The 23,126-nt window shown below is 64.4% G+C and carries 21 protein-coding genes, 1 pseudogene and 1 riboswitch; of the genes and pseudogenes, 10 read left to right on the forward strand and 12 right to left on the reverse strand.

Annotated features, from left to right (window positions below):
• Positions 1–42: 42 nt before the first annotated feature.
• Entirely contained in the window at positions 43–1,182 is a 1,140-nt protein-coding gene (locus AABD04_RS15795) for an MFS transporter (RefSeq protein ID WP_341443078.1), read from the reverse strand.
• A gap of 338 nt (positions 1,183–1,520) precedes the next feature.
• A riboswitch (SAM riboswitch) is annotated at positions 1,521–1,643 on the forward strand.
• 171 nt (positions 1,644–1,814) lie between these two features.
• Between AABD04_RS15795 and AABD04_RS15800 the strand changes: the two genes are divergently transcribed.
• Complete coding sequence (locus tag AABD04_RS15800; protein ID WP_243594811.1) at positions 1,815–3,164, forward strand: bifunctional o-acetylhomoserine/o-acetylserine sulfhydrylase; 1,350 nt, start codon at positions 1,815–1,817, stop codon at positions 3,162–3,164.
• Complete coding sequence (metX, locus tag AABD04_RS15805) at positions 3,158–4,306, forward strand: homoserine O-acetyltransferase MetX (protein WP_423228238.1); 1,149 nt, start codon at positions 3,158–3,160, stop codon at positions 4,304–4,306. Before AABD04_RS15800 ends, metX begins: the two co-directional genes overlap by 7 nt.
• Positions 4,307–4,342: 36 nt before the next feature.
• On the opposite strand, the gene AABD04_RS15810 is transcribed toward metX, so the two are convergent.
• Genes AABD04_RS15810 through AABD04_RS15820 form a run of 3 tightly spaced genes read right to left on the reverse strand, consistent with a single transcriptional unit; the run spans position 4,343 to position 6,194 of the window.
• Entirely contained in the window at positions 4,343–4,660 is a 318-nt protein-coding gene (locus tag AABD04_RS15810; protein ID WP_243608182.1) for a DUF3017 domain-containing protein, read from the reverse strand.
• A gap of 11 nt (positions 4,661–4,671) precedes the next feature.
• Positions 4,672–5,529 (reverse strand): bifunctional methylenetetrahydrofolate dehydrogenase/methenyltetrahydrofolate cyclohydrolase, encoded by an 858-nt coding sequence (locus AABD04_RS15815; protein ID WP_341441743.1) that lies wholly within the window; start codon positions 5,527–5,529, stop codon positions 4,672–4,674.
• A 56-nt stretch (positions 5,530–5,585) separates the two neighbouring features.
• On the reverse strand, positions 5,586–6,194 hold the full coding sequence (locus tag AABD04_RS15820) for a pentapeptide repeat-containing protein (RefSeq protein ID WP_341441744.1): 609 nt from the start codon (positions 6,192–6,194) through the stop codon (positions 5,586–5,588).
• Positions 6,195–6,227: 33 nt separating this feature from the next.
• Here AABD04_RS15820 and AABD04_RS15825 point away from each other — a divergent pair, with 33 nt between their 5' ends.
• The 4 genes from AABD04_RS15825 to AABD04_RS15840 all read left to right on the forward strand — a co-directional run bounded on the left by AABD04_RS15825 (position 6,228) and on the right by AABD04_RS15840 (position 9,303).
• Positions 6,228–6,692, forward strand: a complete 465-nt coding sequence (locus tag AABD04_RS15825) for a tRNA (cytidine(34)-2'-O)-methyltransferase (protein WP_243608185.1) — start codon at positions 6,228–6,230, stop codon at positions 6,690–6,692.
• A gap of 43 nt (positions 6,693–6,735) precedes the next feature.
• A complete protein-coding gene (locus AABD04_RS15830; protein ID WP_341441745.1) occupies positions 6,736–7,611 on the forward strand; it encodes an SDR family NAD(P)-dependent oxidoreductase in 876 nt (291 codons plus the stop codon).
• Between the two features lie 29 nt (positions 7,612–7,640).
• Complete coding sequence (locus tag AABD04_RS15835) at positions 7,641–8,108, forward strand: MerR family transcriptional regulator (protein ID WP_341441746.1); 468 nt, start codon at positions 7,641–7,643, stop codon at positions 8,106–8,108.
• A 640-nt stretch (positions 8,109–8,748) separates the two neighbouring features.
• Positions 8,749–9,303, forward strand: a complete 555-nt coding sequence (locus tag AABD04_RS15840; RefSeq protein ID WP_243608188.1) for a DUF6764 family protein — start codon at positions 8,749–8,751, stop codon at positions 9,301–9,303.
• A 41-nt stretch (positions 9,304–9,344) separates the two neighbouring features.
• Here the strand turns inward: AABD04_RS15840 and AABD04_RS15845 are convergent, their stop codons facing one another.
• On the reverse strand, positions 9,345–10,103 hold the full coding sequence (locus AABD04_RS15845) for an SDR family oxidoreductase (protein WP_341441747.1): 759 nt from the start codon (positions 10,101–10,103) through the stop codon (positions 9,345–9,347).
• A gap of 60 nt (positions 10,104–10,163) precedes the next feature.
• On the opposite strand from AABD04_RS15845, the gene AABD04_RS15850 reads away from it, so the two are divergent.
• The 3 genes from AABD04_RS15850 to AABD04_RS15860 all read left to right on the forward strand — a co-directional run bounded on the left by AABD04_RS15850 (position 10,164) and on the right by AABD04_RS15860 (position 13,916).
• The gene (locus AABD04_RS15850) at positions 10,164–10,487 is read left to right on the forward strand and encodes a winged helix-turn-helix transcriptional regulator (RefSeq protein WP_341441748.1); all 324 of its coding nucleotides are present in this window, start codon (positions 10,164–10,166) and stop codon (positions 10,485–10,487) included.
• Between the two features lie 113 nt (positions 10,488–10,600).
• The gene (locus AABD04_RS15855; protein ID WP_341441749.1) at positions 10,601–12,829 is read left to right on the forward strand and encodes an HNH endonuclease signature motif containing protein; all 2,229 of its coding nucleotides are present in this window, start codon (positions 10,601–10,603) and stop codon (positions 12,827–12,829) included.
• A gap of 133 nt (positions 12,830–12,962) precedes the next feature.
• Positions 12,963–13,916, forward strand: a complete 954-nt coding sequence (locus AABD04_RS15860) for a HAMP domain-containing protein (protein ID WP_341441750.1) — start codon at positions 12,963–12,965, stop codon at positions 13,914–13,916.
• A gap of 40 nt (positions 13,917–13,956) precedes the next feature.
• Here AABD04_RS15860 and AABD04_RS15865 read toward each other — a convergent pair.
• A pseudogene (locus AABD04_RS15865) lies at positions 13,957–14,716 on the reverse strand (SDR family oxidoreductase); the annotation flags it as partial.
• Between AABD04_RS15865 and AABD04_RS15870 the strand changes: the two are divergent.
• A complete protein-coding gene (locus AABD04_RS15870) occupies positions 14,695–15,420 on the forward strand; it encodes an SDR family NAD(P)-dependent oxidoreductase (protein WP_341441752.1) in 726 nt (241 codons plus the stop codon). The pseudogene AABD04_RS15865 and the gene AABD04_RS15870 overlap by 22 nt on opposite strands.
• A 15-nt stretch (positions 15,421–15,435) precedes the next feature.
• Here AABD04_RS15870 and AABD04_RS15875 read toward each other — a convergent pair whose 3' ends face one another.
• From AABD04_RS15875 to AABD04_RS15900, 6 genes are all read right to left on the reverse strand, one after another.
• Positions 15,436–15,936, reverse strand: coding sequence for a metallophosphoesterase family protein (locus tag AABD04_RS15875; RefSeq protein ID WP_341441753.1), 501 nt, complete (start codon positions 15,934–15,936; stop codon positions 15,436–15,438).
• Between the two features lie 27 nt (positions 15,937–15,963).
• Positions 15,964–16,722 carry an iron ABC transporter ATP-binding protein gene (locus tag AABD04_RS15880; RefSeq protein WP_341441754.1) on the reverse strand — a complete coding sequence of 253 codons (759 nt, stop codon included), beginning with the start codon at positions 16,720–16,722 and terminating at the stop codon, positions 15,964–15,966.
• Positions 16,719–17,717 (reverse strand): iron chelate uptake ABC transporter family permease subunit, encoded by a 999-nt coding sequence (locus AABD04_RS15885; RefSeq protein ID WP_341441755.1) that lies wholly within the window; start codon positions 17,715–17,717, stop codon positions 16,719–16,721. The genes AABD04_RS15880 and AABD04_RS15885 overlap by 4 nt, the downstream gene beginning before the upstream one ends.
• Positions 17,718–17,724: 7 nt before the next feature.
• Positions 17,725–18,693 (reverse strand): ABC transporter permease, encoded by a 969-nt coding sequence (locus AABD04_RS15890; RefSeq protein ID WP_341441756.1) that lies wholly within the window; start codon positions 18,691–18,693, stop codon positions 17,725–17,727.
• A gap of 32 nt (positions 18,694–18,725) precedes the next feature.
• Entirely contained in the window at positions 18,726–19,694 is a 969-nt protein-coding gene (locus tag AABD04_RS15895) for a siderophore ABC transporter substrate-binding protein (protein WP_341441757.1), read from the reverse strand.
• Positions 19,695–19,771: 77 nt separating this feature from the next.
• Complete coding sequence (locus tag AABD04_RS15900) at positions 19,772–23,050, reverse strand: error-prone DNA polymerase (RefSeq protein WP_341441758.1); 3,279 nt, start codon at positions 23,048–23,050, stop codon at positions 19,772–19,774.
• Positions 23,051–23,126: the final 76 nt, after the last annotated feature.

The raw sequence follows: 23,126 nt of genomic DNA on the forward strand, positions 1-23,126 counted from the left end.
GGATACGGTGACCGGCCCTACGCCACTGGGCTCTGGGCGCTTCTATGCGGCGGAACGCTTGTCCATCCACATGGCGGTTGCCAGCACACCGAGACCGGCCACCGCCAGGCCCGAGCCGACGGCGGCGGGTGCCGTGTAGCCGAAGCCTGCGGCGATCACGGCTCCACCGACTGCCGCTCCGATGGCGTTGGCCAGGTTGAACGCTGCGTGGTTGAGCGACGCGGCGAGCGTCTGAGCGTCCTCCGCAACATCCATCAAACGAGTTTGTAGCCCCGGGACCACCGACGAGCCGGACGCCCCGATCAGGAAGACGAGAAGCAGCGCGGTCACCGGATTGTGTGCCGCCACCACGAACACGGCCAGGGACACGGCCGTTGCGGCCAGGCCGACGAAGGTGCCCTTGAGCTGGTACCGGTCGGCAAGCCATCCGCCGGCATAGTTTCCGGCGACCATTCCGAGTCCGTAGATCATCAGGGCGACCGGAACGAGCGCGCGGGCGAGACCGGCGACGTCGGTCAGAGTCGACGCGATGTACGTGTACACCGCGAACATGCCGCCGAATCCGACGATGCCCACGAACAGGGTCATCCACACCTGGCTGCGGCGCAGTGCGCCCAGCTCGGTGATGGGACTGGTGGTCGGCATGGCGTCGAGTCGTGGCATCCAGAGGACGAGTGCGGCGACGGTGAGGGCACCGATGACCGCCACGAGAGTGAATGCACTGCGCCATCCCAGCGCCTGCCCGATCCAGGTCGCCACCGGCACGCCGACGACGTTGGCCACCGAGAGTCCCATCATCACCATCGCGACGGCCTTGGCTCGCTTGCCCGGTTCGGCGAGGTGGGCAGCCACGAGGGCCGCCACACCGAAGTACGCACCGTGAGGCAGACCTGCGACGAACCGCGAGGCCACCAACTCGTTGAAGCTGGGTGCGAAGACGGTGCCGAGGTTTCCGAGGGTGAAGGCCACCATCAGTGCCAGCAGCAACATCCGGCGCGGAACGCGAGCAGCCAGGGCCGCGATGGTCGGTGCTCCGACGACCACACCGAGCGCGTACGCGGAGATCATGTGGCCCGCGGAGGGCTCGGAGATCCCCATCGTCGTCGCGATGTCCGGCAGCAGTCCCATCGACGCGAACTCCGTGGTGCCGATCCCGAATCCGCCGATGGACAGCGCCAACATCGCGAGCTTGCGGCGGGTCGAGTGCGGTCGGTGACTGACACTCAGGCCACTCGACACCTTGCCGCGCACAGCGCTGACTCGGGACAGAGCGGAATCGGTGACAGTCACAGCGGTACTACCTTCGTATGCATCAGGGGAAACGAGCAAGAACATCGGGTCGGCGAGCGACCGCGACGGTGGCATGACCCCGTAGGGAACGCGCCTGCAGTCCATTGTCTTCCTCGAATCGACGAGCTTTCGAGTTTCCCCGTGGTGATTGTGCTCACCAGAGCATCTGCTCGAGCTCTATCCGAGCCCTTCTTTCTGCGGCACTGCCGTACCCGCTAAGATCTTCGCCAGGTCATGAGTGCCAGCATCGAGCCCCGGCTTGCTGGCCGGCAACCCTCCAACCGCGGTGGGGTGCCCCGGGTGAACGACCAGGCCGATCCGGCACGCCAGTGCCGGATCGACAAGCGCGGGTCCGCAGGAAGCGGACCCACTGAACCTTCGGTCCTCAGGGTCCGAAGCCTGTCAGGAGGTTCTCTCATGTGTTGCTGTACCGATACGCCCCGTAGCGCTCGACTTCTCGAGCTTCATTCGACATTCGATTCGTCTTAGACAGACTCGTCTCAGAAAACGGAGTATCACCAGCCATGACCGATTCGACCCCAGACGTCGTCGACGCCACCGGAGCTCCCACCGAGGATCCGTTCACGGACCCCTCAGCCGAGTGGAGCTTCGAGACCAAGCAGATCCACTCCGGTCAGACCCCGGACGGCACCACGAACGCTCGCGCGTTGCCGATCTACCAGACCACCTCGTACACGTTCGACAACACCGATCACGCGGCTGCATTGTTCGGTCTCGCCGAGCCGGGCAACATCTACACCCGCATCATCAACCCCACGCAGGATGTCGTCGAGCAGCGCATCGCCGCACTCGAGGGCGGCGTTGCGGCACTACTGGTGGCGTCGGGTCAAGCCGCCGAAACGTTCGCGATTCTCAACCTCGCGGAAGCAGGCGACCACATCGTCTCGAGCCCGCGCCTCTACGGCGGCACGTACAACCTGTTCCACTACACACTCCCCAAGCTGGGCATCACCGTCTCGTTCGTCGACGATCCCGACGACCTCGAGCAGTGGCGCGCCGCGATCACTCCGTCGACCAAGGCCTTCTACGGCGAGTCGATCTCCAACCCGAAGAACGACATTCTCGACATCCCCGGGATCTCGGCAGTGGCCCACGAGAACGGCATCCCGCTGATCGTGGACAACACCGTGGCGACGCCGTACCTGTTGCAGCCGCTGAAGCACGGTGCCGACATCGTGGTGCACTCGGCGACGAAGTACCTCGGCGGGCACGGAACGGCCATCGCGGGCGTCATCGTCGACGGTGGCACCTTCGATTGGACGCAGGGCCGTCATCCCAACTTCACCACCGCGGATCCCAGCTACCACGGCGTCGTGTTCGCCGATCTGGGTGCGCCCGCGTTCGCATTGAAGGCACGCGTTCAACTGTTGCGTGACATCGGTGCTGCGGTCTCGCCGTTCAACGCCTTCCTCATCAGTCAGGGTCTGGAGACATTGAGCCTGCGGATCGAGCGGCATGTGGCGAACGCTCAGAAGGTGGCAGCCTTCCTCGCCGGACGCGAGGATGTCGTCTCGATCAACTACGCCGGACTCGAATCGTCCCCGTGGTACCAGCGCGGGCAGGAATTGTTGCCGAAGGGCCAGGGCGCGATCATCGCGTTCGAGCTGCAGGGTGGTGTGGACGCGGGCAAGAAGTTCGTCGACGCTCTGACTCTGCACAGCCATGTCGCTAACATCGGAGACGTGCGTTCACTCGTCATCCACCCCGCATCCACCACGCATTCCCAGCTGACCCCCGAAGAGCAACTGGCATCGGGCGTCACTCCCGGCCTGGTGCGTCTCGCCGTGGGCATCGAAGGAATCGACGACATCATCGCCGATCTCGAGGTCGGATTCAGCGCGGCGGCATCTTGAGTCACAGCTGCGACACAGGCGTTCGTCCGGAGGCGGTTCTTCCGTCTCCGGACGGGCGGTTGGGAACCATCGACATCGGCGGTCTCGATCTCGAGAACGGGGCGCGAATCCCCGAGGTCACCGTCGCGGTGCAGCGGTGGGGCGAACTCGCCACCGACCGCAGCAACGTCGTGCTGGTCGAACACGCCCTCACCGGGGACTCGCATGTGTCCGGTCCGCCGGACGCCGATCACGCTCTGCCAGGTTGGTGGAACGGAATGGTCGGTCCCGGCTGCCCCATCGACACCGACGAGTGGTGCGTCGTGGCGACCAACGTGCTCGGTGGCTGCGGCGGTACCACGGGCCCGAGCAGCGTCTCTCCCGACGGAACGCCCTACGGGTCTCGCTTCCCGGACATCTCCATCCGCGATCAGGTCGCTGCCGAGGCGGCCGTGGCCGACGTCCTCGGAATCGAGCGGTTCGCAGCCGTCGTCGGCGGCTCGATGGGCGGGATGCGCACACTCGAATGGATCGTGGGCCATCCCGACCGAGTGGCTGCCGCGTTGGTCCTCGCGGTCGGTGCCAGGGCAACTGCCGACCAGATCGGTACGCAGACAACTCAAATCGCCGCGATCAAGGCAGATCCAGGATGGCTCGGTGGCAACTATCACGACGCCGGCACATCGCCGACGGCCGGACTCGGCATCGCTCGGCGCATCGCGCACCTGACGTACCGGACCGAGAGCGAACTCGACATCAGGTTCGCAAACTCACCGCAGAACGACGAAGACCCGTGGGCCGGTGGCAGATACTCCGCACAGAGCTACCTCGAGCATCAGGCTGCCAAGCTCGTCAACCGGTTCGACGCTGCGACGTACGTCCTGCTCAGCGAGGCGATGAACCGCCACGATGTGGGCCGCGGCCGCGGCGGAGTGGCCGAAGCCCTTGCGTCCACAGCTGTTCCGACCATCGTCGGCGGAGTCGATTCCGATCGGCTGTATCCGCTTCGACTGCAGAAGGAGATCGCTCGCGAACTCCCCCAGTGCCGCGGACTCGAAGTGATCCAGTCTCGTGACGGACACGACGGCTTCCTCACCGAGGCCGATTCGGTGGCGAAGCTGCTCGCCGAGACGATGGAGCTGGCCCGCCTCGGACGACGCTGACGCCGCTCTTGTCCGGACCGGCGCGTCGGCCCTGAGTCAGTCGGTTCCCAACGGATCGATCGACAGCGACAGGAACACGATCGCTCCGCCGACGCAGCCCAGCGCCAGCACATCGAACCCGCGGCTGCGTACTTGCAGTGTGCCGACACGGGTTTCGGGTAGGCACAGCCGCAACACGGCTGCGAGCAGCGCGGCGCACCCGAAGATGAACGAACCGCGCCGCCAGCGATCGGCCAGCACCAGGATCAGCGCGGCGAGGACGACGACCGAGACTGCGACGATCGGTAGGTTGCGCGCAACTGCCGCGCGAAATCCCGCGTCGGGCTCGCTCCGCGCATCCTCTGTGTCGTTCACGTCCGGTTCGCTCAGCTCTCGGCGGCGACGCGTTCGGCGCGCTCGACGACATTGGTGAGCAGGAAGGCCCGCGTCAGCGGTCCGACGCCGCCGGGGTTGGGCGACAGGAATCCGGCCACCTCCGCGACACCGTCGGCGACATCGCCGCGCAGTCCGTCCTCGGTGCGGGTCACCCCGACGTCGAGCACGGCAGCGCCGGGCTTGACCATGTCCGCAGTGATCAATCCGGGCACCCCGGCAGCGGCGATGACGATGTCTGCGCGTGATACCTCGGCCGCCAGATCACGAGTTCCGGTGTGGCACAACGTGACCGTCGAGTTCTCCGATCGTCTCGTGAGCAGCAGGCCGATGGGTCGCCCGACCGTAACACCGCGGCCGATGACCACCGCGTGCGCACCGTCGAGCTCGACGTCGTACCGGCGGAGCAGATGCACGATCCCGCGAGGCGTACACGGCAGTGCGGCCTCCTTGCCGAGCACGAGACGGCCGAGGTTGATCGGGTGCAGACCATCCGCGTCCTTGTCCGGATCTATTCGCTCGAGGGCAGCGTTCTCGTCGAGATGTTTCGGCAACGGCAGCTGGACGATGTAACCCGTGCAATCGGGGTTGGCATTGAGTTCGTCGATGACGGCTTCGAGATCCGCTTGGGTGATGTCCGCAGGCAGGTCTCGACGAATCGAGGTGATGCCGACCTTGGCGCAGTCGTTGTGCTTGCCCCGGACGTACGCGGCCGAACCGGGATCGTCGCCTACCAACACGGTCGCCAGACCCGGGGTGATGCCCTTCTCACGCAGCGTCGCCACGCGGGCGGTGAGATCGACGAATATCTCGTCACGGGTCGCTTTGCCATCGAGAATCGTTGCAGTCACCCGGTCATTGTTCCAGGTTCGGCGTCAGCAGCGGCGCGCCGGTCCGGTCACCGCCGTCAGCCCTCGACGACGAGCCCGTGTGCTCCCGCGTGCGCCACGGCCTGCATCAGTTCGATCTTCGCGTTGCGCAAGCTCGCGCCCACCCACAGCGATGCGTCGGCGACGGCTCCGCGCAGATCGGCATCGTCGAACTTCGCGTCGACGGTACGGGCACCTGTGAAATCGACCGAGCGTGCAGTGGCCTTCCGAAAGTCTGCGGAGACAAGGTTCGCTTCCCGCATCCGGCATCCCGTCAGATCGAGGCCCCGAAGGTCCGCGTTGCCCAGTGACGCGAGGGTGAAGTCGACCTCGTCGTACGTCGCTGGACGCATGCGACTGTCGACGAACATCGACCCCATCATGGTCGAGTGACGAAAAGTGCTGTGCTGCAGATTGGTACGAGTAAAGGTGCACGATCGAAATGCGGAGTTCGTGTGAATCGATTCGGTCAGGTCGGTGCCGGTGAAGTCGCATTCGGTGAACACCACCGACTCGGTTCGGACGCCGCTCATGTCCGCGTCGCGGAAGGTGCACCGCACGAATTGCCTGCCGGTCCACTCCTGCCCGTCCAGTCGCGTGTCGGAAAAGTCCTCACCGATCGTCTGTTCGTCGTCCACCTGCCCCATACTTCCCGGGTTCGTGATGGCAGAGTGAACCGGGTGTTTCGACTCATGTTCTTCGAGCCCCGCATCCCACAGAACACCGGAAACGCGATTCGCCTGGTCGCCGGGACCGGCTGCGAACTGCACCTGGTGGGCCCGCTCGGCTTCGACATGTCCGAACCGAAGCTCAAGCGGGCCGGGCTCGACTACCACGATCTGGCGTCGGTGACGGTGCATGCCGACCTGCCGTCGGCCTGGTCAGCGATGGCTCCGACGCGTGTGTTCGCCTTCACCGCCCACGCGACCCGGTCCTACGCCGACGTCGCGTACGAACCCGGCGATGTCCTTCTCTTCGGGCCGGAACCCACCGGATTGCCCGACGACGTCTTGGACGACCCACACGTGACCGATCGACTTCGAATCCCCATGATCCCCGGCCGTCGATCACTGAACCTGGCCAACGCGGCGGCGGTCACGATGTACGAGGCCTGGCGGCAACACGGCTATCAGGGCAGCGTCTGACGGGTTTGCGTTCGAGCGCGCTCGAAGTCATAGCGTGCGTTTCATGACTCGAACACCTACTCCACCACGAACATGGCTCGTCACCGGGGCATCCTCCGGTCTGGGGCGCGCTCTGACCGAGACCGCGTTGGCAGCAGGCGAGACCGTGGTCGCGGCGATGCGTCGCCCCGAACGCATCGACGACCTGTTCGCCGAGTATCCGGAGTCGCTACTGCCGATCGAGTTCGATGTCCGAGACACCGGGTCCGCGCCCGCCGTGATCGAGGCGGCAATCAGCCGGTTCGGACGGATCGACGTACTCGTCAACAACGGTGGCGTCGGACAGATCGGTTCCGCCGAGGAAATCGACGACGCCCGGTTGCGGGACATGCTCGAACAGCATGTGGTCGGTCCTGCCGCTCTCACCCGCGCCGTGCTGCCGGGAATGCGCGCGCGAGGCACCGGCACGATCGTGCAGATGAGCAGCCAGGGCGGCCGCATCTCGTTCCCTGGTGCGGGCTCGTACTCCGCTGGAAAATTTGCGTTGGAGGGCTGGTCGGAGGCACTGGCCGGCGAGGTCGCACCGTTCGGGATTCGAGTTCTGATCGTCGAGCCGAGCCGCTTCCGGACCGCCTTCAACAGTGCCGACGTGCTCGAACGCGCCACACCCGTGGAGGTGTACGCCGACCTTCTCGGCGATTTCAGGGCGGACATGCTCGCGGCCGACGGTCGGCAGGAAGGCGACCCGCACCGAGCGGCTCTCGTCATCCGTCAGTTGGTCGGGGCAGAGTCCGCTCCGCTGCGTATTCCTCTCGGACGCGAGGCCGTCCGACGGCTGCGCGAGTCGTACCGTCGTGAACTGGTGTCTGTGGAGACCTACGCCGAACTGTCATCCAGCGCGGACTTCCCGGGTGTACCCGAATCCGTCCGCCCGGTCTGACGGCTGCTCCCGGACTATCTTCTGTACTCATGGCGACGACGGACTTGATGAACAGGGCGCTGGCGGCCGTTGCGGATTCGGAGGCACCGCTGACCGTCGAACTGGTTCACGAGTTGATCGAACCCGGCGAACTCTCCGAACCCCTCGGCATCGCCGAGGTCGCGGAGTTGCTCGATATCTCCCCACACACGCTGCGGTACTACGAGCGGTGCGGCCTGATCGAGGTTGCTCGCGACGGACTCGACCATCGGCGCTACGACGATGCGGCCGTCCGACGGATCGTGTTCCTCACCCGCATGCGGTTGTCGGGGATGCCCATGCGCGACCTGCAGCACTACGTCGAACTGGTGGACGGCGGGGAACACACCGTTCCGGAACGACTCGACATGCTCGCCCGGCATCGAGACAACGTCCGACGACGGATCCGCGAACTGCAACTCTCGCTGGTGGCAACCGAATACAAGATTGCAACGTACGGCGGTGCCACCGGTCCGTGACAATCGTGAAGTCAGGTTTTCGATCGTTGCCGGAACCGGACGGCTCAGTAGCCGGCCGCTGCGATGCCGGCAACCACGGGAGCGCGGCCCGCGTTGCGTTCCGGAAGCTGCCGGGTGTCGCCCGTGCGCCTTCTTGTCAAAGGTGAAACTCTTTGTGAGGGTCGACAAATCGACCCGGCCCGAGAGGTAGTTCTTCTGTGACACCGACCTGTCGAGTTCGCCCAGGTACCGGATCGGGCTGGCGGTAGCCTCGAACTATCGGCCGGAATGCATGCCGTCCGGCGCGGATCGAGAGCCGCCCGGTAACGATTTGCTTTCGTTCGGACGGTGTCGAGGACCACCGACGCTCGGAGTCGCTCGCCATCTCGAACGCGAGCTCCGGACCTGCCTCGCCCACCGAAAAGTAAAGCGGCGGAACAGACCTCGAAGAATCGGAGGCGGCGCACGACAGCGACCCGAACATGCATCGGGCGGCCACGACAGCTGCAGTCGGGGTACGAGAAACCGGACTTCTACGACGATCCGTCACCGGATGCCGGCGGCACCGTTACACAATCCGCACCTGCTTGCTGCCATGGAGTCCCAGAGCGGGGTACCGTGTGCCGCACCGGCCCGTTTTCGCTCGTGAAGGAGCTTCCTGTTGTTCTCTGTTTCCCTACCCCGCCTCTCGTCCTCCACCTCCTCCTCCGCGCGCACGTCGAGTCGGTTCGGCAGTCGAATTGCCCGCACCGCAGCAATATTCGCGATGGGCTCCGGACTGACCGTCGCAGCCCTGTCGGGCACGGCCACCGCGTCGGCAGCCCCCGTCAACTGCGTGTCTCCGCCGTCGGCCAACGACATCCAGGTCGATGACACCGCCAGCTGCGGAGCTACCTCGAACGGCACCGGACGGGCCACCGCAGGTGCTGCCGACAGCGGCACCGCAGTGAGCGTCAACGACGGCCCCGGCGCGACGACCACCTACGCCAACGGCTATGGCGTCGCACTCGGAGCGAGCAAGAATGCGGGCACGGCCTACGCACTGGCACTCGGCGGAGGAATCGCTCACTCGTGGGCCGACGCAGGACAGACGACTCTCGCACTCGCCGGGTGGGGATCCGGAGCCACCTCGGAGGCACGGGGTGTCGATTGTGTCGGCCCGCTGTCATTGGCACTGAACCTCACGAGCGGTCAGTTCTGCGTCCTCGGTAGCTGATTGCCCGATCCCACAACACGACTTCGGTCGAACGGAGCCGATTACCCCGACACGAACCCGTCGAGGTAATCGGCTCCTCCTACATACACGGTAAGACCGGACTTCTCGATCGGCCCGACGGCAGCGTCCACCACAGCCGCCGCGAATTCGGCAACCGTGGGCAGCGTGCCCTGTGCGGTGCGCGCGGCCACCGCATCCGGATTCCGGCGTTCCAGCAGAGTGACGACGATGGTGCCCTCGATCATGTCGCCGGAGACCACGACCAATTCGATACCGCGTGAATTCATTTCCGGAATCATGTCGCGCAGGGCGTCCTCGCCCGCTCGCTTGCTCGCAGCAATGGGCTCGTACTCGACGGGCACGGGCTTCCTGCCGTAGAAATGCGCCTGATGACTGGTGAGAAAGACGATCCGTGAGCCTGGTTTCATGCGGTCGGCGACCGCTCGAGCCATTGCCACCTGCGCGTCGCGATTGATGCTCATGGCGTATCCGGGATCTGCACCGAGCTCGAGCCCCCCAGACGCATTGAGAACCAGAACGTCGATTGCACCGAATTCAGCTCCGACAGCGTTCAGCATCGCGTCGACTGCTTCTGGGTCGGTGACATCGGCACCGACGGCGAGTGCGCGCCCTCCGGCCTCCTCGATCGTGCGCACAACGGCATCGGCTCGACGCTTCTTCTCGCGGAAGTTCACAGCAATCGCAGCGCCTTCGGCACCCAGTTGCACCGCGGTCTCCGCTCCGATACCCCGGGACGCACCAGTGATCAACACCGATCTTCCGGCCGCTCGCTGCTTCATCGACGCCTCCACTTCGATTTTCGAACTGCTTCGATTTTCGAATCACTATGATCGAGCACGATGGAAATGGCAAGCGCACCCCGCCGTTCGATGTCGGCCGTCCTCGACCTTCTGGGTCAGCGGTGGAACATGCGCATTCTGTGGGAACTACGCAGCGGCCCCCTTGGCTTCCTCGAGTTACGGCGACGCACCGATGACATCTCATCCAGCGTTCTTGCCACGCGTTTGCGCACCCTGATCGACGCGCGCGTACTGATCAAGGACTCCGACGGCTCATATCGCCTCACCGAACTGGGTGACGAATTGGGGCCGGCACTCGAACCACTTTGGCAATGGGCACAGCGGTGGAACGAGGACACCGAAGTGACCGATCACCAGCCCTGACCAGACGATTCGCTCCCCTCGAAGCGATTCTTCCGTTTGTGTCGGTGGGTCGAGTTACTCTTCTTTCAGTTCGAACAGGCGTTCTTGTTTCGGCTCACCGGGGGGTGAAAAAGATGGGTGCAGTACCGGCCGTGTCGCTGGAGGCGTTGACCGCTGCCGCCCGCGCAGAGAACCGTCAAGCTTCTCGCAAGATCACCGCCTGCTATCGCGTGCACTGTGACTGGATCACCCGCGACACCAAGTACAAGCACTACAGCCGATACGGACGCACCGAAATGGCAGTCGCGTTGGGTTGCTCGGCCACCGTCGCCGAGGGGTATGTGTCCGTCGGCGTTGCCCTGCATACCCGGCTTCCACTGGTGAAGAGCGCGTTCGAGTCCGGGGAGATCGACCTCCCGCGAGTACGGACGGTGTGCCGGATCCTCGACAACCTCCCCGACGAGATCCTCACGATGGTCGAGGACGAGATCGTCGAAGCAGCCCGCCGGTCGTCACCGGGTCCCCTCGAGCAGGAGATCTGGGACATCCTGTTCCGGGTCGCACCCGAGGAAGCCGCAGCACTACGGGAATTCGCAAAACGATTCCGGACCGTCACCTACAGCGCCGCCGGCGAACTCGCCCGCATCCGAGCGGAATTGACCGCACCCGAAGCCGCCGCCGCCTGGCAACTGCTCGAAGAGATGGCCGACACCCTCTGCCCGAAAGACCCCCGCGGCAGAAAAGAACGCCTGTGCGATGCGTTCATGGCCCGCATGCACGGCGAACCCCGACTGGTGTGCCTGTGCCAACGTGATGACTGCCCCAAAAAAGATGCCGATGCAGCATTGCCGGATCGGCGGGTGCCGCTCACGATGATCACCGTCGACATCGCCACCCTGCTCGGACTGCTCGCCAACCCGGCATATCTGGCCGGGCATGGTTCGATCGACCCCGACCTCGCGCGAGAACTGGCGCGCAACAGTCAGTGGCAGATTCTGCTCACCGAAGCAGTCACCCTCGCCGAGAAACTCGGACTCGCACACCAGAACCCCGAAACGGGTGACTGGGAACGAACACCGAAAGATCAGAAGCAGAAGCAGGAGTCGGACTCGGAGTCGGACGCAGATACCGATACGGCCACGAACACTGAAGCGACAGCAACAACGGCAACCAGCACCGAAACGACAGCGACAGCTACAGCGACAGCGAGCACCGAAACCGCACCGGCACCGGAATCCGCTGCCGGTCAGGGAACAGAACCCGACCATGGCTCCGATCCTGCACCGTCGCATGCAGCCTCGGCGCGAGGCCCGGTCAGCGCATCGAGTTCGACACCCGACCCGACCGGAGAACCACCTCGAACACCCGATCCAGCACAAGCACCTGCGCCGGTGCCCACGCCGACACCGGAGCCAGCACCCAGCGTTGCTTCCGATCGACCCGAAACCAGCACTGCTCCAGATCAACCCGAAACCCGCTCTGCTTCAGATCAACCCGAGCGGACCAGGACAGTCACCCCGAAACCGACGCCTGGACCAACACCGAAAGACAGTCAGGCGGAGGACACCCCTGCCCATCCAGCGGCAGACCCCACTCCATCCGACTGCGGCGGCGACGAACCTCAACGACGGACCCAATCCCTGACCTCCGCTGCAGCCCTGTTCTGCACCCACACCCCCGTCGGCCGAGGCACACGGCACAGCTCTGCCCTCGACCTGAACGACATCCGACACCCCGCCCGCAACATGAAGGCCCTCGACCTCCGCTCGATGGTCTGGCCGAACCACCACACCCTCCACACACCCGCCGGCATCCAACTAGGCAACGCCTCCCTCGCCACAGCCCTCGAAGCCGCCATCGCCGCCGACCCCACCCTCGGAAAACCAGTACCCCGCGACGCCCTCACCGACCGAGCCCTGATCTACCGACCCGACACTCTCACCACCGCCGCCGTCCGACTCCGCGACCGACACTGCCGCTTCCCCGACTGCCACCGCCCCGCCGCACGATGCCAACTCGACCACATCGACCCCTTCGACCACACCAACCCACTCGGCGGCGGCTGGACCACCGTGAACAACCTGCAATGCCTCTGCGAATACCACCACTCCGTCAAAACAGCCGGCTACTGGACCGCCACCATGCTCCCCGGCGGAGCCATCCTCTGGACCTCCATCTCGAAGACCACCCGCATCACCCTGCCCACCAACGCAACCACCGTCCCCAACCTCGACAACGACCTCAGACCACACATCCCCACCCAACCCAGACGATCCGGCATCATCGCCTACCCCAACCCACCCGACAACAACGAGCCCCAAACGGAACCAACAGCCGAGGACACCGACGAACCACCGTTCTAACCACAGGCCGCTCCGGGGAGTAGCCCACGGCACAGCAGACCCGGGCCGGCCGGCGCACCACCTGTACTGCTCGCGAACTGGCTCTACCCGGCCTGCAAAACTCTTGTCTCCCCTAGACCTGCATACTCGAGAAATGAGCAATCCACGTGCAACCGCTCGCCCCCGAGCGCTGACGTTGCACGGCCGCATCCGGGTGTTGACGATGAGCGTGGCAGCCCTAGCCGTAGCGGTGAGCGCTCTGGCGATCTATCTCGTCGCGGAACAGGCCCTGCGCTCGCAGATCGTCGACCGCGTCGAACGCAACAGCGATGCCATTATTGCCAGCGCTGCAACGGGGGTACCGGCCAACCTGCTCGGTTTTCGCATCGAAGACACCGAGGGGACCGCGGTGAAGGTCGCGTTCGCGACGACCGACGGCACTCTGGTGACGTCGTCGAACGGCTCGGAGCCGTTCACCAATTCCAACGGAGTTCTGGACGACCCGGAAATGTCTGTCATCGACGGCACGACGAATCAATCCCTGCGCGAAGTACGTGGTTACTACATCTCCGCCAAACGCACCGACGCCGGCGAAACGATCATGGTGGCCGAATCGCTCAGCGCCGCGTCACCTCTCCTGGCCAAACTGACGCTGGCACTGGTTCTCGTCGGAGCCTTTCTCGTTGCGCTCGCAGGCGTCGCCGGTGCCGCAGTCGCACGTACTGGACTCCGCCCCGTGACACGACTGCGTGCCGGTACAGAACGCGTGGCCCGCACAGGAGATTTCGAGCCCATCGACGTCAACGGAGACGACGAACTGGCTTCACTGGCCAACAGCTTCAACGAGATGCTGGCCTCCCTGTCTCGGTCACGAGCACGCCAGGGCCAGTTGATCGTCGACGCCGGCGCGGAGCTGATGGAACCGTTGACAGCACTGCGCACCAACATCGATCTACTGATGTCTCTCGACCGGCCGGACACCCCGGAGATGCCGGAGGACCAGCAGGACCGATTGCGCGTCGAAGTGATTGCTCAGATGGACGTCATCATCGGTCTGGTGCACGACCTGGTCGACCACGCCCGGGAACCCGCGCCGACCCCGCAGTGACGCCTACCGCCGATCGAGCCGCAGAACGGCCGTCGACTGTTCAGGACGACACGCGCACCCCGGTCAGCTGTTCGGACGCTTCCCACAACCGGCGCGCGCGCGTCGTCCATGTTGCGCAGTGGTTTCCACAGCTCGACCTCGGCCGGCGGCCCGCCGATCAACCGGGTAGGACCGACGAACTGATCACCGCGCGAGGCTGTACTCACCGCTGCGATCACACCCGGTTGCGCGGCGCTGTCCACTGTTCCCGCGATGCCGACACGGGCAAGAACACCGATGAGGCGTCTTCCCGCAGAATCTTTCGGACGCCCCAGACCCGGTTGAGCCGCAAGCAGATTGGTCGGTGAAATTCCGGGATGGGCCATGTTGCTGGTAATTCCCCACCCACCGGCCCTGCTTCGTGCGTCGAGTTCGCGGGCGAACAAGGCCACCGCGAGCTTCGACTGACTGTATGCCTTCATGACGTCGTAGGAACGCTCCCAGTTCAGGTCGTCCCAGTTGATGGTCCCCGATCGCGCCGCGATACTCGTCTGATGGGTAACTCGAGCACGACCGGCCCGAAGAAGCGGCAACAGGGCCAGGGTCAGTGCGAAATGACCGAGGTGGTTGGTTCCGAACTGCAGCTCGAATCCGTCTCGAGTGACTTGGCGCTCGGGTGGCTGCATGAGTCCCGCATTGTTGACGAGCACGTCGATCGGCCGGCCTTCGGAGACGAGTTCGGTCGCCAACGTTGCAACCGAACTCAGTGACGACAGATCCAACTTGCGGGTGTCGAACGATGAGCGCTCCCTCGACGATCGTCACCGGTGGCAGTCGCGGAATCGGCGCTGCGGTGTCCCGACGGCTGGTGGCCGACGGGCACGACGTGGTCATCGGCTACCGCTCCGATTCCGCTACCGCGCGAGCAGTGGCAACCGAATTGTCGGCCGACGGCAGAACGGTCATCGCCTTTCGAGCCGACACCACCGACGAGCAGGCGGTGATCGATCTGTTCGGCGCTGCCGCCGAGATCGGCACTGTCACCGGTCTGGTGAACAATGCCGGCTCGGCACGTGCCGTAGGGATGCTGGCGGACAACGACATCGAGACCATCAGAGCGGACCTCGACGTGAATCTCGTCGGGGTGCTCACTTGCTGCAAGTACGCGATCGCGGCAATGGCCGAATGGGGTGGCTCGATCGTGAACATCTCCTCCGCTGCCGCGCCCCTGGGCAGTCCGGGAACATACGTCCACTACGCGGCAGCCAAGGCTGCAGTGGATACACTGACCGTCGGCTTGTCCAAAGAGGTTGCTGCGCAAAATATTCGCGTCAACGCGGTGGCACCCGGAATCATCGAGACCGACTTCCACCGAGATCGACGACGGCCGCAGAAGATGGCGTCGAGCATCCCCCTCGGCCGCCCCGGTGTGCCGGACGAGATTGCCGGTGCGGTGTCGTGGTTGCTCTCCGCCGATGCTCGATATGCCACCGGAACCGTCGTTCGGGTGGCCGGCGGTATGTGAACGCCTCGGCTGCCACTAACGAGGTGCGATGCGGTGCAGTTCGACTTCGCCGAGCTCTCCGTTCTCGGCGACGGCAGTCATGTACGTGCAGAACGGTTGTCGACGCCGATCCGTCGGCGATCCAGGGTTGAGCAGCCGTAGCCCGTTGTCCGCGAACGTGTCCCACGGGATGTGACTGTGGCCGAACACGAGCACGTCGGCCTCCGGGTATGCCGCCGCCATCCGTCGTTCACGTCCCGTCGCGGCACCGGTCTCGTGCACCACGGTGAACCGAACCCCGCCGAGCACCACGTCGGCGCGTTCGGGCATCAGCTCCCGCAACTCGTCACCGTCGTTGTTCCCCCAGCACGCAACCAGTCGACGCGACCGCTGCGAGAGCTCCTCGAACGCAGCCAAATTCACCCAATCACCGGAATGGATCACCACATCGGCGTCGTCGACGGCGGTCCACACCTCGTCGGGCAGTACGCGAGCCCGCTTCGGGAGATGAGTATCGGCAATCAGCAGCAACTTCACCACTCGATTGTGCACGTCGTCGATCGACTACCGCACATAGACCGCAATGCGGTGTCCCTCGACGACGTGGACGCGAACCGGGGTGTCGAACACCTCGCTCAGCACGTCGTCCTGCATCATCTCCTCAGCAGTGCCCGTGTTGACGATGATGCCGTCACGCATGGCGACGATACTGTCGGAGTAGGCGGCGGCGAAGTTGATGTCGTGCACGATGAGCACGATGGTCTTGCCCAATTCGTCTGCAGCACGACGCAACTGCTTCATCATCAGCACCGAATGCTTGAGGTCGAGATTGTTCAGGGGCTCGTCGAGCAGAAGATACTCGGTGTCCTGGGCCAGCACCATCGCCACGAACGCTCGTTGCCGTTGCCCGCCGGAGAGTTGATCCAGAAATCGCCCTTCGAGGGCAGCCAGATTCAAGAACTCGAGGGCGTCGTCGATGCGCGCCTCGTCCTCGGGACCGAGTTTTCCCTTCGAGTGCGGGAACCGGCCGAACCCGACCAGCTCACGGACCGTCAATCGCGCGGTGATGTGGTTCTCTTGGCGCAGGATCGACAGGTGCTTGGCGAGTTCCCGAGACTTCGCGACGCGAACGTCCATCCCGCCCACGGTGATCGTCCCCGTGGTCGGGTCGAGCAATCGCCCGATGACCGTCAGCAAGGTGGATTTTCCTGCTCCGTTCGGCCCGACGAGAGAGGTGATCCCGCCCTTGGCGATGGCACCGGTGACGGGACCGAGAACGATGGTGTCCTGATAGGACTTGGTCACATCACGAAAGTCGATCACAGCGTCCCCCTACGAAGAATCATGACCAAGAACAGGATGCCACCGGCGAATTCGATGATGACGGTGAGGAACCCGCCGGCGTAGAAGATGTGCTGCATGACGAACTGCCCCACTAGCAAGGTCAGGAAGCCCAGCAGGAACGCCATCGGGAGGACGTAGATGTGCTTGTAGCTGCCGGTCACCTGGTAGGCCAACGTCGCCACGATGAAACCGAAGAATGTCATGGGTCCCACGAGAGCCGTCGAGAACGCCACCAGCAGCGCAATGAGCATCAGCATCGACATCAGTTCGCGCTTGTAGGACACCCCGATCCCCATGGCTGCCTCCCGTCCGAGCAGCAGTGCGTCCAAGTGGCGTCGGCGCTTCCACAGCACTACTGCGGCGAACAGGCACACCCCGAACGCCAACGGCAGGTAGTCGCCCTTCACGGCGCTGAGTCGGCCGAACAGTTCGACCGACAGCATGTCGTATTCGGTGGGTGAGAGCAGGCGTTGGAGAAATGTCGAGATGCTGTCGAATGCCAGTCCGAGCACAACGCCGACGAGCAGCATCAGGAACAGGCTGCCGAGCTTGCCGGAGAACAACCAGCCGTACAGAACGGTGGCGAGTGCGACCATCAATGCCGTCTGCGCCAACAACTTCGGGATGCCCTCGGTGTTGGCGATGACGGTGCCACCGAAGACGAACACCATGAGCGTCTGCATCAGCGTGTAGAGCGAATCGAACCCGATGATCGACGGTGTCAGAATGCGGTTGTTGGTGACGGTGTGAAAGACCACCGTGCCGAGGCCGTGCGTGAACGCCGCAACGGCCATGGCTCCCACCATGTTCAGCCGCCGGGGAAATGCGAAGGCGAACGAACCGCGCACGAACAGGAACAGGAAACACACGACGGCGATCGCCACGATCACCGACAGCACCGCCAACCGCATCTTCGGTGTGAAACGCGACGCCTCCGGTCCGCGCGGTATCGGTCCGGTGATGCGCGGGCTCACTCGGGAACTAAGCACTGACATACCGGCGCTGCCTCACGATCAGAACGATGAACACCACTGCTCCCAGAATTCCGAGAACAACCGATGCGGGAATTTCCATGGGTGCCACGACTGTTCGGCCGACGAGATCGCAGGCCAACAGCAGACCTGCGCCGACGAGTGCGACCCAGGGCAGGTTCTTGCGAACGTCGTCGCCGAGCATCATCGACACCAGATTGGGCACGATGAGTCCGAGAAACGGAATGAACCCGACGACCACCGTGGTAACGCCGGTGGCCACGGCGACCATCGCGACGCCTACCAGAACGATCTGCTCGTACCTCATCCCGACGTTCGTGGCGAGCTCCTTACCGAGTCCGGCCACGGTGAAGCGATGCGCGAGCAGGTATGCCAGCACCGCGATGACGATCACCGCCCACATCGGTTCGTAGAACCCTCGCACGATGCCGCTGAATCCGCCGGACCTCCAGGCCGACATCGCCTGCAAGAGATCGAAAGTCCCGGCGAGGAACGTGGTGACGGCCCCGACGACGGCACCCAGCATGATGCCGACGAGCGGGACCACCAATGTGGTCCGGACCGACAGCCGCCGGAGCACGCCGACGAACAACAGCGTGCCGACCAGAGCGAACACCGTGGCGACGAGCATCTTGGTCATCGGCGGCGCGTCGGGCAGCACGATCAAAGTGGCCAGGACACCGAGCCCGGCCCACTGCGCCGTGCCTGCGGTGGTGGGTTCGACGAACTTGTTCTGGGTGATCATCTGCATGATCACCCCGGAGATGCTCATGGCCATGGCTGCGAAGATCAACGCCAGCGTGCGCGGAACCCGCGAGATCAGGAACATGTTTCTGGCCGCGGGATCGTCGATCATCGTGGCGACGGTGATGTCGTATCCACCGACGAGTAGTGACGCGACGGTCAGCAGCGTCACTACCCCCATGATCGCGGCAAGCAGCAGTCTGTTGTTCGCCATGTCGGTGATCCGTCGTACGGTGTTCGCCCGGCCTACGCGGCGTTCTCGAACGCGTCCGAGATCGACTGGAACGCTTCGGTGTACGCCTGGATGCCCTCGCGGGTGTAGAAGAACGGATCGAGGTAGATGATCTGGTCCTCGGTGGTGAAGGTGGTCTCGGCGAACGCTTCCTGCGCTTCGAAGACGGCCTTGGCCGGGGACGAACCTGGCTCACCGGCTGCGGCGTCGCGGTCCAGAACGATGACCCAGTCGGGGTTGGCCTGGGCGATGGTTTCCGGTGCCAAACCGGAATCACCGTGAACGTCGCCTGCCTCGCCGGCGAACACGTCGGTCAGCGTGAGGGGTTCGAGCAGACGGCCGATGCGCTGAGCACCGTTGTCGATCTTGCCGCCGTTGACGTTGGCGAGAAATACCGTCTGTCCGGTGGTCTGCGCCGCAGCAGAAGTCTCGGCCGCGTCGAGGGCCGCGATGATCTCGGCCGCTCTGTCCTGCAGACCGAAGATGACGCCGAGCGTCTCGGTCTGAGTCTTCAGCGTCTCGACGAAGTTCTCGTCGTCGGGCGAGATGTCGATGGTCGGCGCGATCTGGCCTAGCTCCTCGGTGTATTCCTGGAATCGATAGCCGCCGATGATGAGATCCGGTTCTGCTTCGCTCACCACTTCGAGGTTCGGTTCGCGATGGGTGCCGACGTCCAGGATGGCGTCGTTGTCGATCCACTCCTCGAAGCCCGTCGACGGCATGATGGGTTTGGGAAGAGCCACCGGCTCGACACCGAACGCCCGAAGCGTCTCGAACGAGGTGTTGTCCAGTGCTGCCACGCGCACCGGATTTGCCGGAACCTCCATGCTGCCGTTGTTGGTGTCGACGGTGACGGTTGCGGCGTCGGCAGACTCGCCCGTGGTCGAATCGGTGCTGCACGCACCGAGGACGAGCATCGAGGTCGCGGCGGCTGCGACGAGTAGACGGGGGGCGCGGAACGTTCTCACTTCGGTGTACTCCATTGCTCGATGTTTACCGGGGCTTTGGTTGAGCAGTAAAGTAGCACTTAGGCAAGGCTATGCAAATTCGGGCTGGTCGGTCAGCGAAAATCCCTCGATCTGGACGCAACGCGCAGATCCATCAGCTGCAGATGATCGGCCACCACGGTCACCGCGCCCTCGGCGTTCTGCACTTTGCCTCGAATCAGCAACGCCGGAGCGGTGATCGCCAGCTTGCGGTACTTGGCCCACAACCCGACCGAGCACACCACGTTGACCATGCCGGTCTCGTCCTCGAGGTTGATGAACGTGACGCCTCCGGCAGTTGCCGGCCGCTGGCGATGCGTCACCGCTCCGCCGACGAGCACCCGGTCGCCATCAGGAATCTGCAGCAGCCGGTTCGCGGGAATCACGCCCAGCGAATCGAGCCGATCTCGAAAGAACTGCGTGGGATAGGAATCCGGTGACACGCCGGTTGCCCAGACGTCGGCCGAGGCCAGATCGAGATCCGACATCCCCGGTAGCGCAGGCGCTTTCGTCGACGCACCGATCCCGGGAAGCAGGCCCGGACGCTCCCCTGCCGCTGCACCCGCAGCCCACAGCGCCTCTCGACGAGTGATGCCGAAGCACCCGAGTGCGCCCGCCGTGGCCAGCGCTTCCGCCTGTGCCACCGACAGTTCGACGCGTCCCGTCAGATCCAGGAACGAGGTGTACGGCCCGTGCGCCTCTCGTGCGTCGACGATCTTCTGGGCCACTGCGGTCCCGATGAACTTCACATCCGCCAACCCCATGCGAATCTCGAGACCGTCCGACTCGAGATTCGCATGGCCGAGACTGGCGTTCACATCTGCACCGTGAACGAGCACACCGTGCCTTCTGGCGTCGGCGACCAGGGATTGCGGTGAGTAGAAACCCATCGGTTGAGCACGCAGCAAACCGGCACAGAAGGCAGCCGGATGGTGCAACTTGAACCACGACGAGTAGAACACCAATGAGGCGAAGCTCTGCGAATGACTTTCGGGGAAGCCGAAATTGGCGAAAGCCGACAGCTTTTCGTAGATTCGGTCCGCTGCCGCACCGGTGATGCCGTGAAGATCGCGCATCCCGTCGTAGAACCGTCCGCGCAGCAGTTCCATCTTCTCCGGTGATCGCTTCGACCCCATGGCCCGGCGCAGCTGATCGGCGTCGGCGGCACTGAAACCGGCGACATCGATGGCCATCTGCATCAGTTGTTCCTGGAACAGCGGTACGCCCAGAGTTCGATCGAGCGCCTTCTTGAGCGACGGATGCTCGAAGATCACCGGCTCGAGTCCGTTGCGACGCTTGATGTACGGGTGCACCGAACCACCCTGGATCGGACCGGGACGAATCAGCGCGACCTCGACCACCAGATCGTAGAAGTTCCGCGGCTTGAGCCGCGGCAGAGTGGCCATCTGCGCACGCGACTCGACCTGGAACACCCCCACCGAATCGGCTCGCTGGAGCATCTCGTATACCTCGGGCTCGGACAGGTCGATCGAGGCGAGGTCGATGTCGATGCCCTTGTGCTCGGAGATCAGATCCATCATGTAGTGCAATGCCGAGAGCATGCCGAGCCCGAGCATGTCGAACTTCACCAAACCCACTGCGGCACAATCGTCTTTGTCCCACTGCAGCACACTGCGGTTCTCCATCGTCGCCCATTCCACCGGACAGACGTCGGCGATCGGCCGATCGCAGATCACCATGCCACCGGAGTGAATGCCCAGGTGCCTCGGGAAGCCCTCGATCTGCCGCGCGAGTTCGAGAACCGACTCGGGAATACCGTCACCTTCCTGATCACCGATTCCGGACCAGCGGGTGATCTGCTTGCTCCACGCGTCCTGTTGTCCCTGTGAGAAACCGAGCGCGCGGGCCATGTCTCGGACCGAGGACTTACCGCGATAGGTGATGACGTTGGCCACCTGAGCGGCATGGGTGCGGCCGTACTTGGCGTAGACGTGTTGGATCGCCTCTTCCCGACGATCGGATTCGATGTCGATGTCGATGTCCGGCGGCCCGTCGCGTTCGGGTGCGAGGAACCGCTCGAACAGCAGCTTGTTGGCTACCGGGTCGACGTTGGTGATGCCGATGGCATAGCAGACGGCAGAGTTCGCTGCCGAACCTCTTCCCTGACAGAGGATGTCGTGTGTCTTGCAGAAATGGACGATGTCGTGGACCACCAGGAAGTAGCCGGGGAATTCGAGCCTCTCGATGATGTCGAGTTCGTACTCGAGCTGCGAATAGGCCGCCGGGTTCGCCGACTGCGGTCCGTACCGGTGGGCGGCTCCCTCGAAGGTGAGGCGACGCAGATAGCTGATCTCGGTGTATCCGTCGGGCACCTCGAAGGGTGGCAGGCGCGGCGCAATCAACTGCAGATCGAACGAACACTCACGACCGAGCTCGACGGCACTGCGCACCGCGCCCGGATAGTGCTGGAACAGCTCCGCCATTTCCGCCCCGGACCGTAGGTGTCCGCCGCCGGTCGGTGCCAACCAACCGGCAGCCTCGTCCAAGCTGCTTCGTGCGCGCACAGCGGCCATCGCCATGGCCAATCTTCTACTGCGCGGACTGGCGTAGTGCGCGGCCGTGGTGGCGATCGTCGGAAGGCCGTACCGCCGAGCCAGCGTCGCGAGAGCGTCGTTGCGCTCGTCGTCGTCCGCGACGCCGTGTCGGGTGAGTTCGACGGTGACACGATCGGATCCGAACCGGTCGACGAGAGTGCGCAGCGCGGCCTCTGCCGCCTCCGGACCACCACGCGTGAGCGCCTGCCGAACGTGACCCTTCCGACAGCCGGTGAGGATCTGCCAGTGCCCACCCGCCGATTCGGTGAGCTCGTCGAGATCGTACTGCGGCTTACCTTTGACCCCGCCCGCCAGATGCGCAGCAGCGATCCGACGCGAGAGCCGGCGATATCCCTCCTGGCCGCGAGCGAGCACCAGCAGGTGAGTGCCGTCGGGATCCGTCTCCCCGGCTCTGGATCGATGGGTGTCCAGCGAAAGCTCGGCACCGAACACGGTTCCGATGCCGAGAGCTCTGGCCGCCTCGGCGAACCGCACGACTCCGTAGAACCCGTCGTGGTCGGTGATGGCGATGGACTCGAGGCCCAGACGCACCGCCTCCTCGACCATCTCCTCGGGCTGCGAGGCACCGTCGAGAAAGCTGAATGCCGAGTGCGCATGCAATTCCGCGTACGGCGTTGCCGGGCGCACCGGCTCGTGATGGCGAGGTCCCTCGTAGGCTTCTCGTTTCCGGGACCAGGCCGGGCTGTCGCCGCCGTCGCCCTCGGCCATCGGCTTGGGCCGTCCGGACAGGACGCGCTCCATCTCCGACCATGTGGGTGGTCCGTCGTTCCATCCCATCGAGCCCACCCACCTTCACGCCGCCGTCTCATCGAACACTTGTTCTAATGAGAACACGAGGGTCCGACACGGATCA

The organism is Rhodococcoides navarretei (assembly GCF_038069675.1).
Lineage (GTDB): Bacteria > Actinomycetota > Actinomycetes > Mycobacteriales > Mycobacteriaceae > Rhodococcoides > Rhodococcoides navarretei.

Bases quoted from the DNA above. Each gene is read 5' to 3' on its own strand.
- AABD04_RS15795 (WP_341443078.1), bottom strand. From the start codon at position 1,182: ATGTTGGCGCTGTCCATCGGCGGATTCGGGATCGGCACCACGGAGTTC.
- AABD04_RS15800 (WP_243594811.1), top strand. From the start codon at position 1,815: ATGACCGATTCGACCCCAGACGTCGTCGACGCCACCGGAGCTCCCACC.
- AABD04_RS15820 (WP_341441744.1), bottom strand. From the start codon at position 6,194: ATGGGGCAGGTGGACGACGAACAGACGATCGGTGAGGACTTTTCCGAC.
- AABD04_RS15830 (WP_341441745.1), top strand. From the start codon at position 6,736: ATGACTCGAACACCTACTCCACCACGAACATGGCTCGTCACCGGGGCA.
- AABD04_RS15835 (WP_341441746.1), top strand. From the start codon at position 7,641: ATGGCGACGACGGACTTGATGAACAGGGCGCTGGCGGCCGTTGCGGAT.
- AABD04_RS15845 (WP_341441747.1), bottom strand. From the start codon at position 10,103: ATGAAGCAGCGAGCGGCCGGAAGATCGGTGTTGATCACTGGTGCGTCC.
- AABD04_RS15850 (WP_341441748.1), top strand. From the start codon at position 10,164: ATGGAAATGGCAAGCGCACCCCGCCGTTCGATGTCGGCCGTCCTCGAC.
- AABD04_RS15855 (WP_341441749.1), top strand. From the start codon at position 10,601: ATGGGTGCAGTACCGGCCGTGTCGCTGGAGGCGTTGACCGCTGCCGCC.
- AABD04_RS15860 (WP_341441750.1), top strand. From the start codon at position 12,963: ATGAGCAATCCACGTGCAACCGCTCGCCCCCGAGCGCTGACGTTGCAC.
- AABD04_RS15870 (WP_341441752.1), top strand. From the start codon at position 14,695: ATGAGCGCTCCCTCGACGATCGTCACCGGTGGCAGTCGCGGAATCGGC.
- AABD04_RS15890 (WP_341441756.1), bottom strand. From the start codon at position 18,693: ATGGCGAACAACAGACTGCTGCTTGCCGCGATCATGGGGGTAGTGACG.
- AABD04_RS15895 (WP_341441757.1), bottom strand. From the start codon at position 19,694: ATGGAGTACACCGAAGTGAGAACGTTCCGCGCCCCCCGTCTACTCGTC.
- AABD04_RS15900 (WP_341441758.1), bottom strand. From the start codon at position 23,050: ATGGGATGGAACGACGGACCACCCACATGGTCGGAGATGGAGCGCGTC.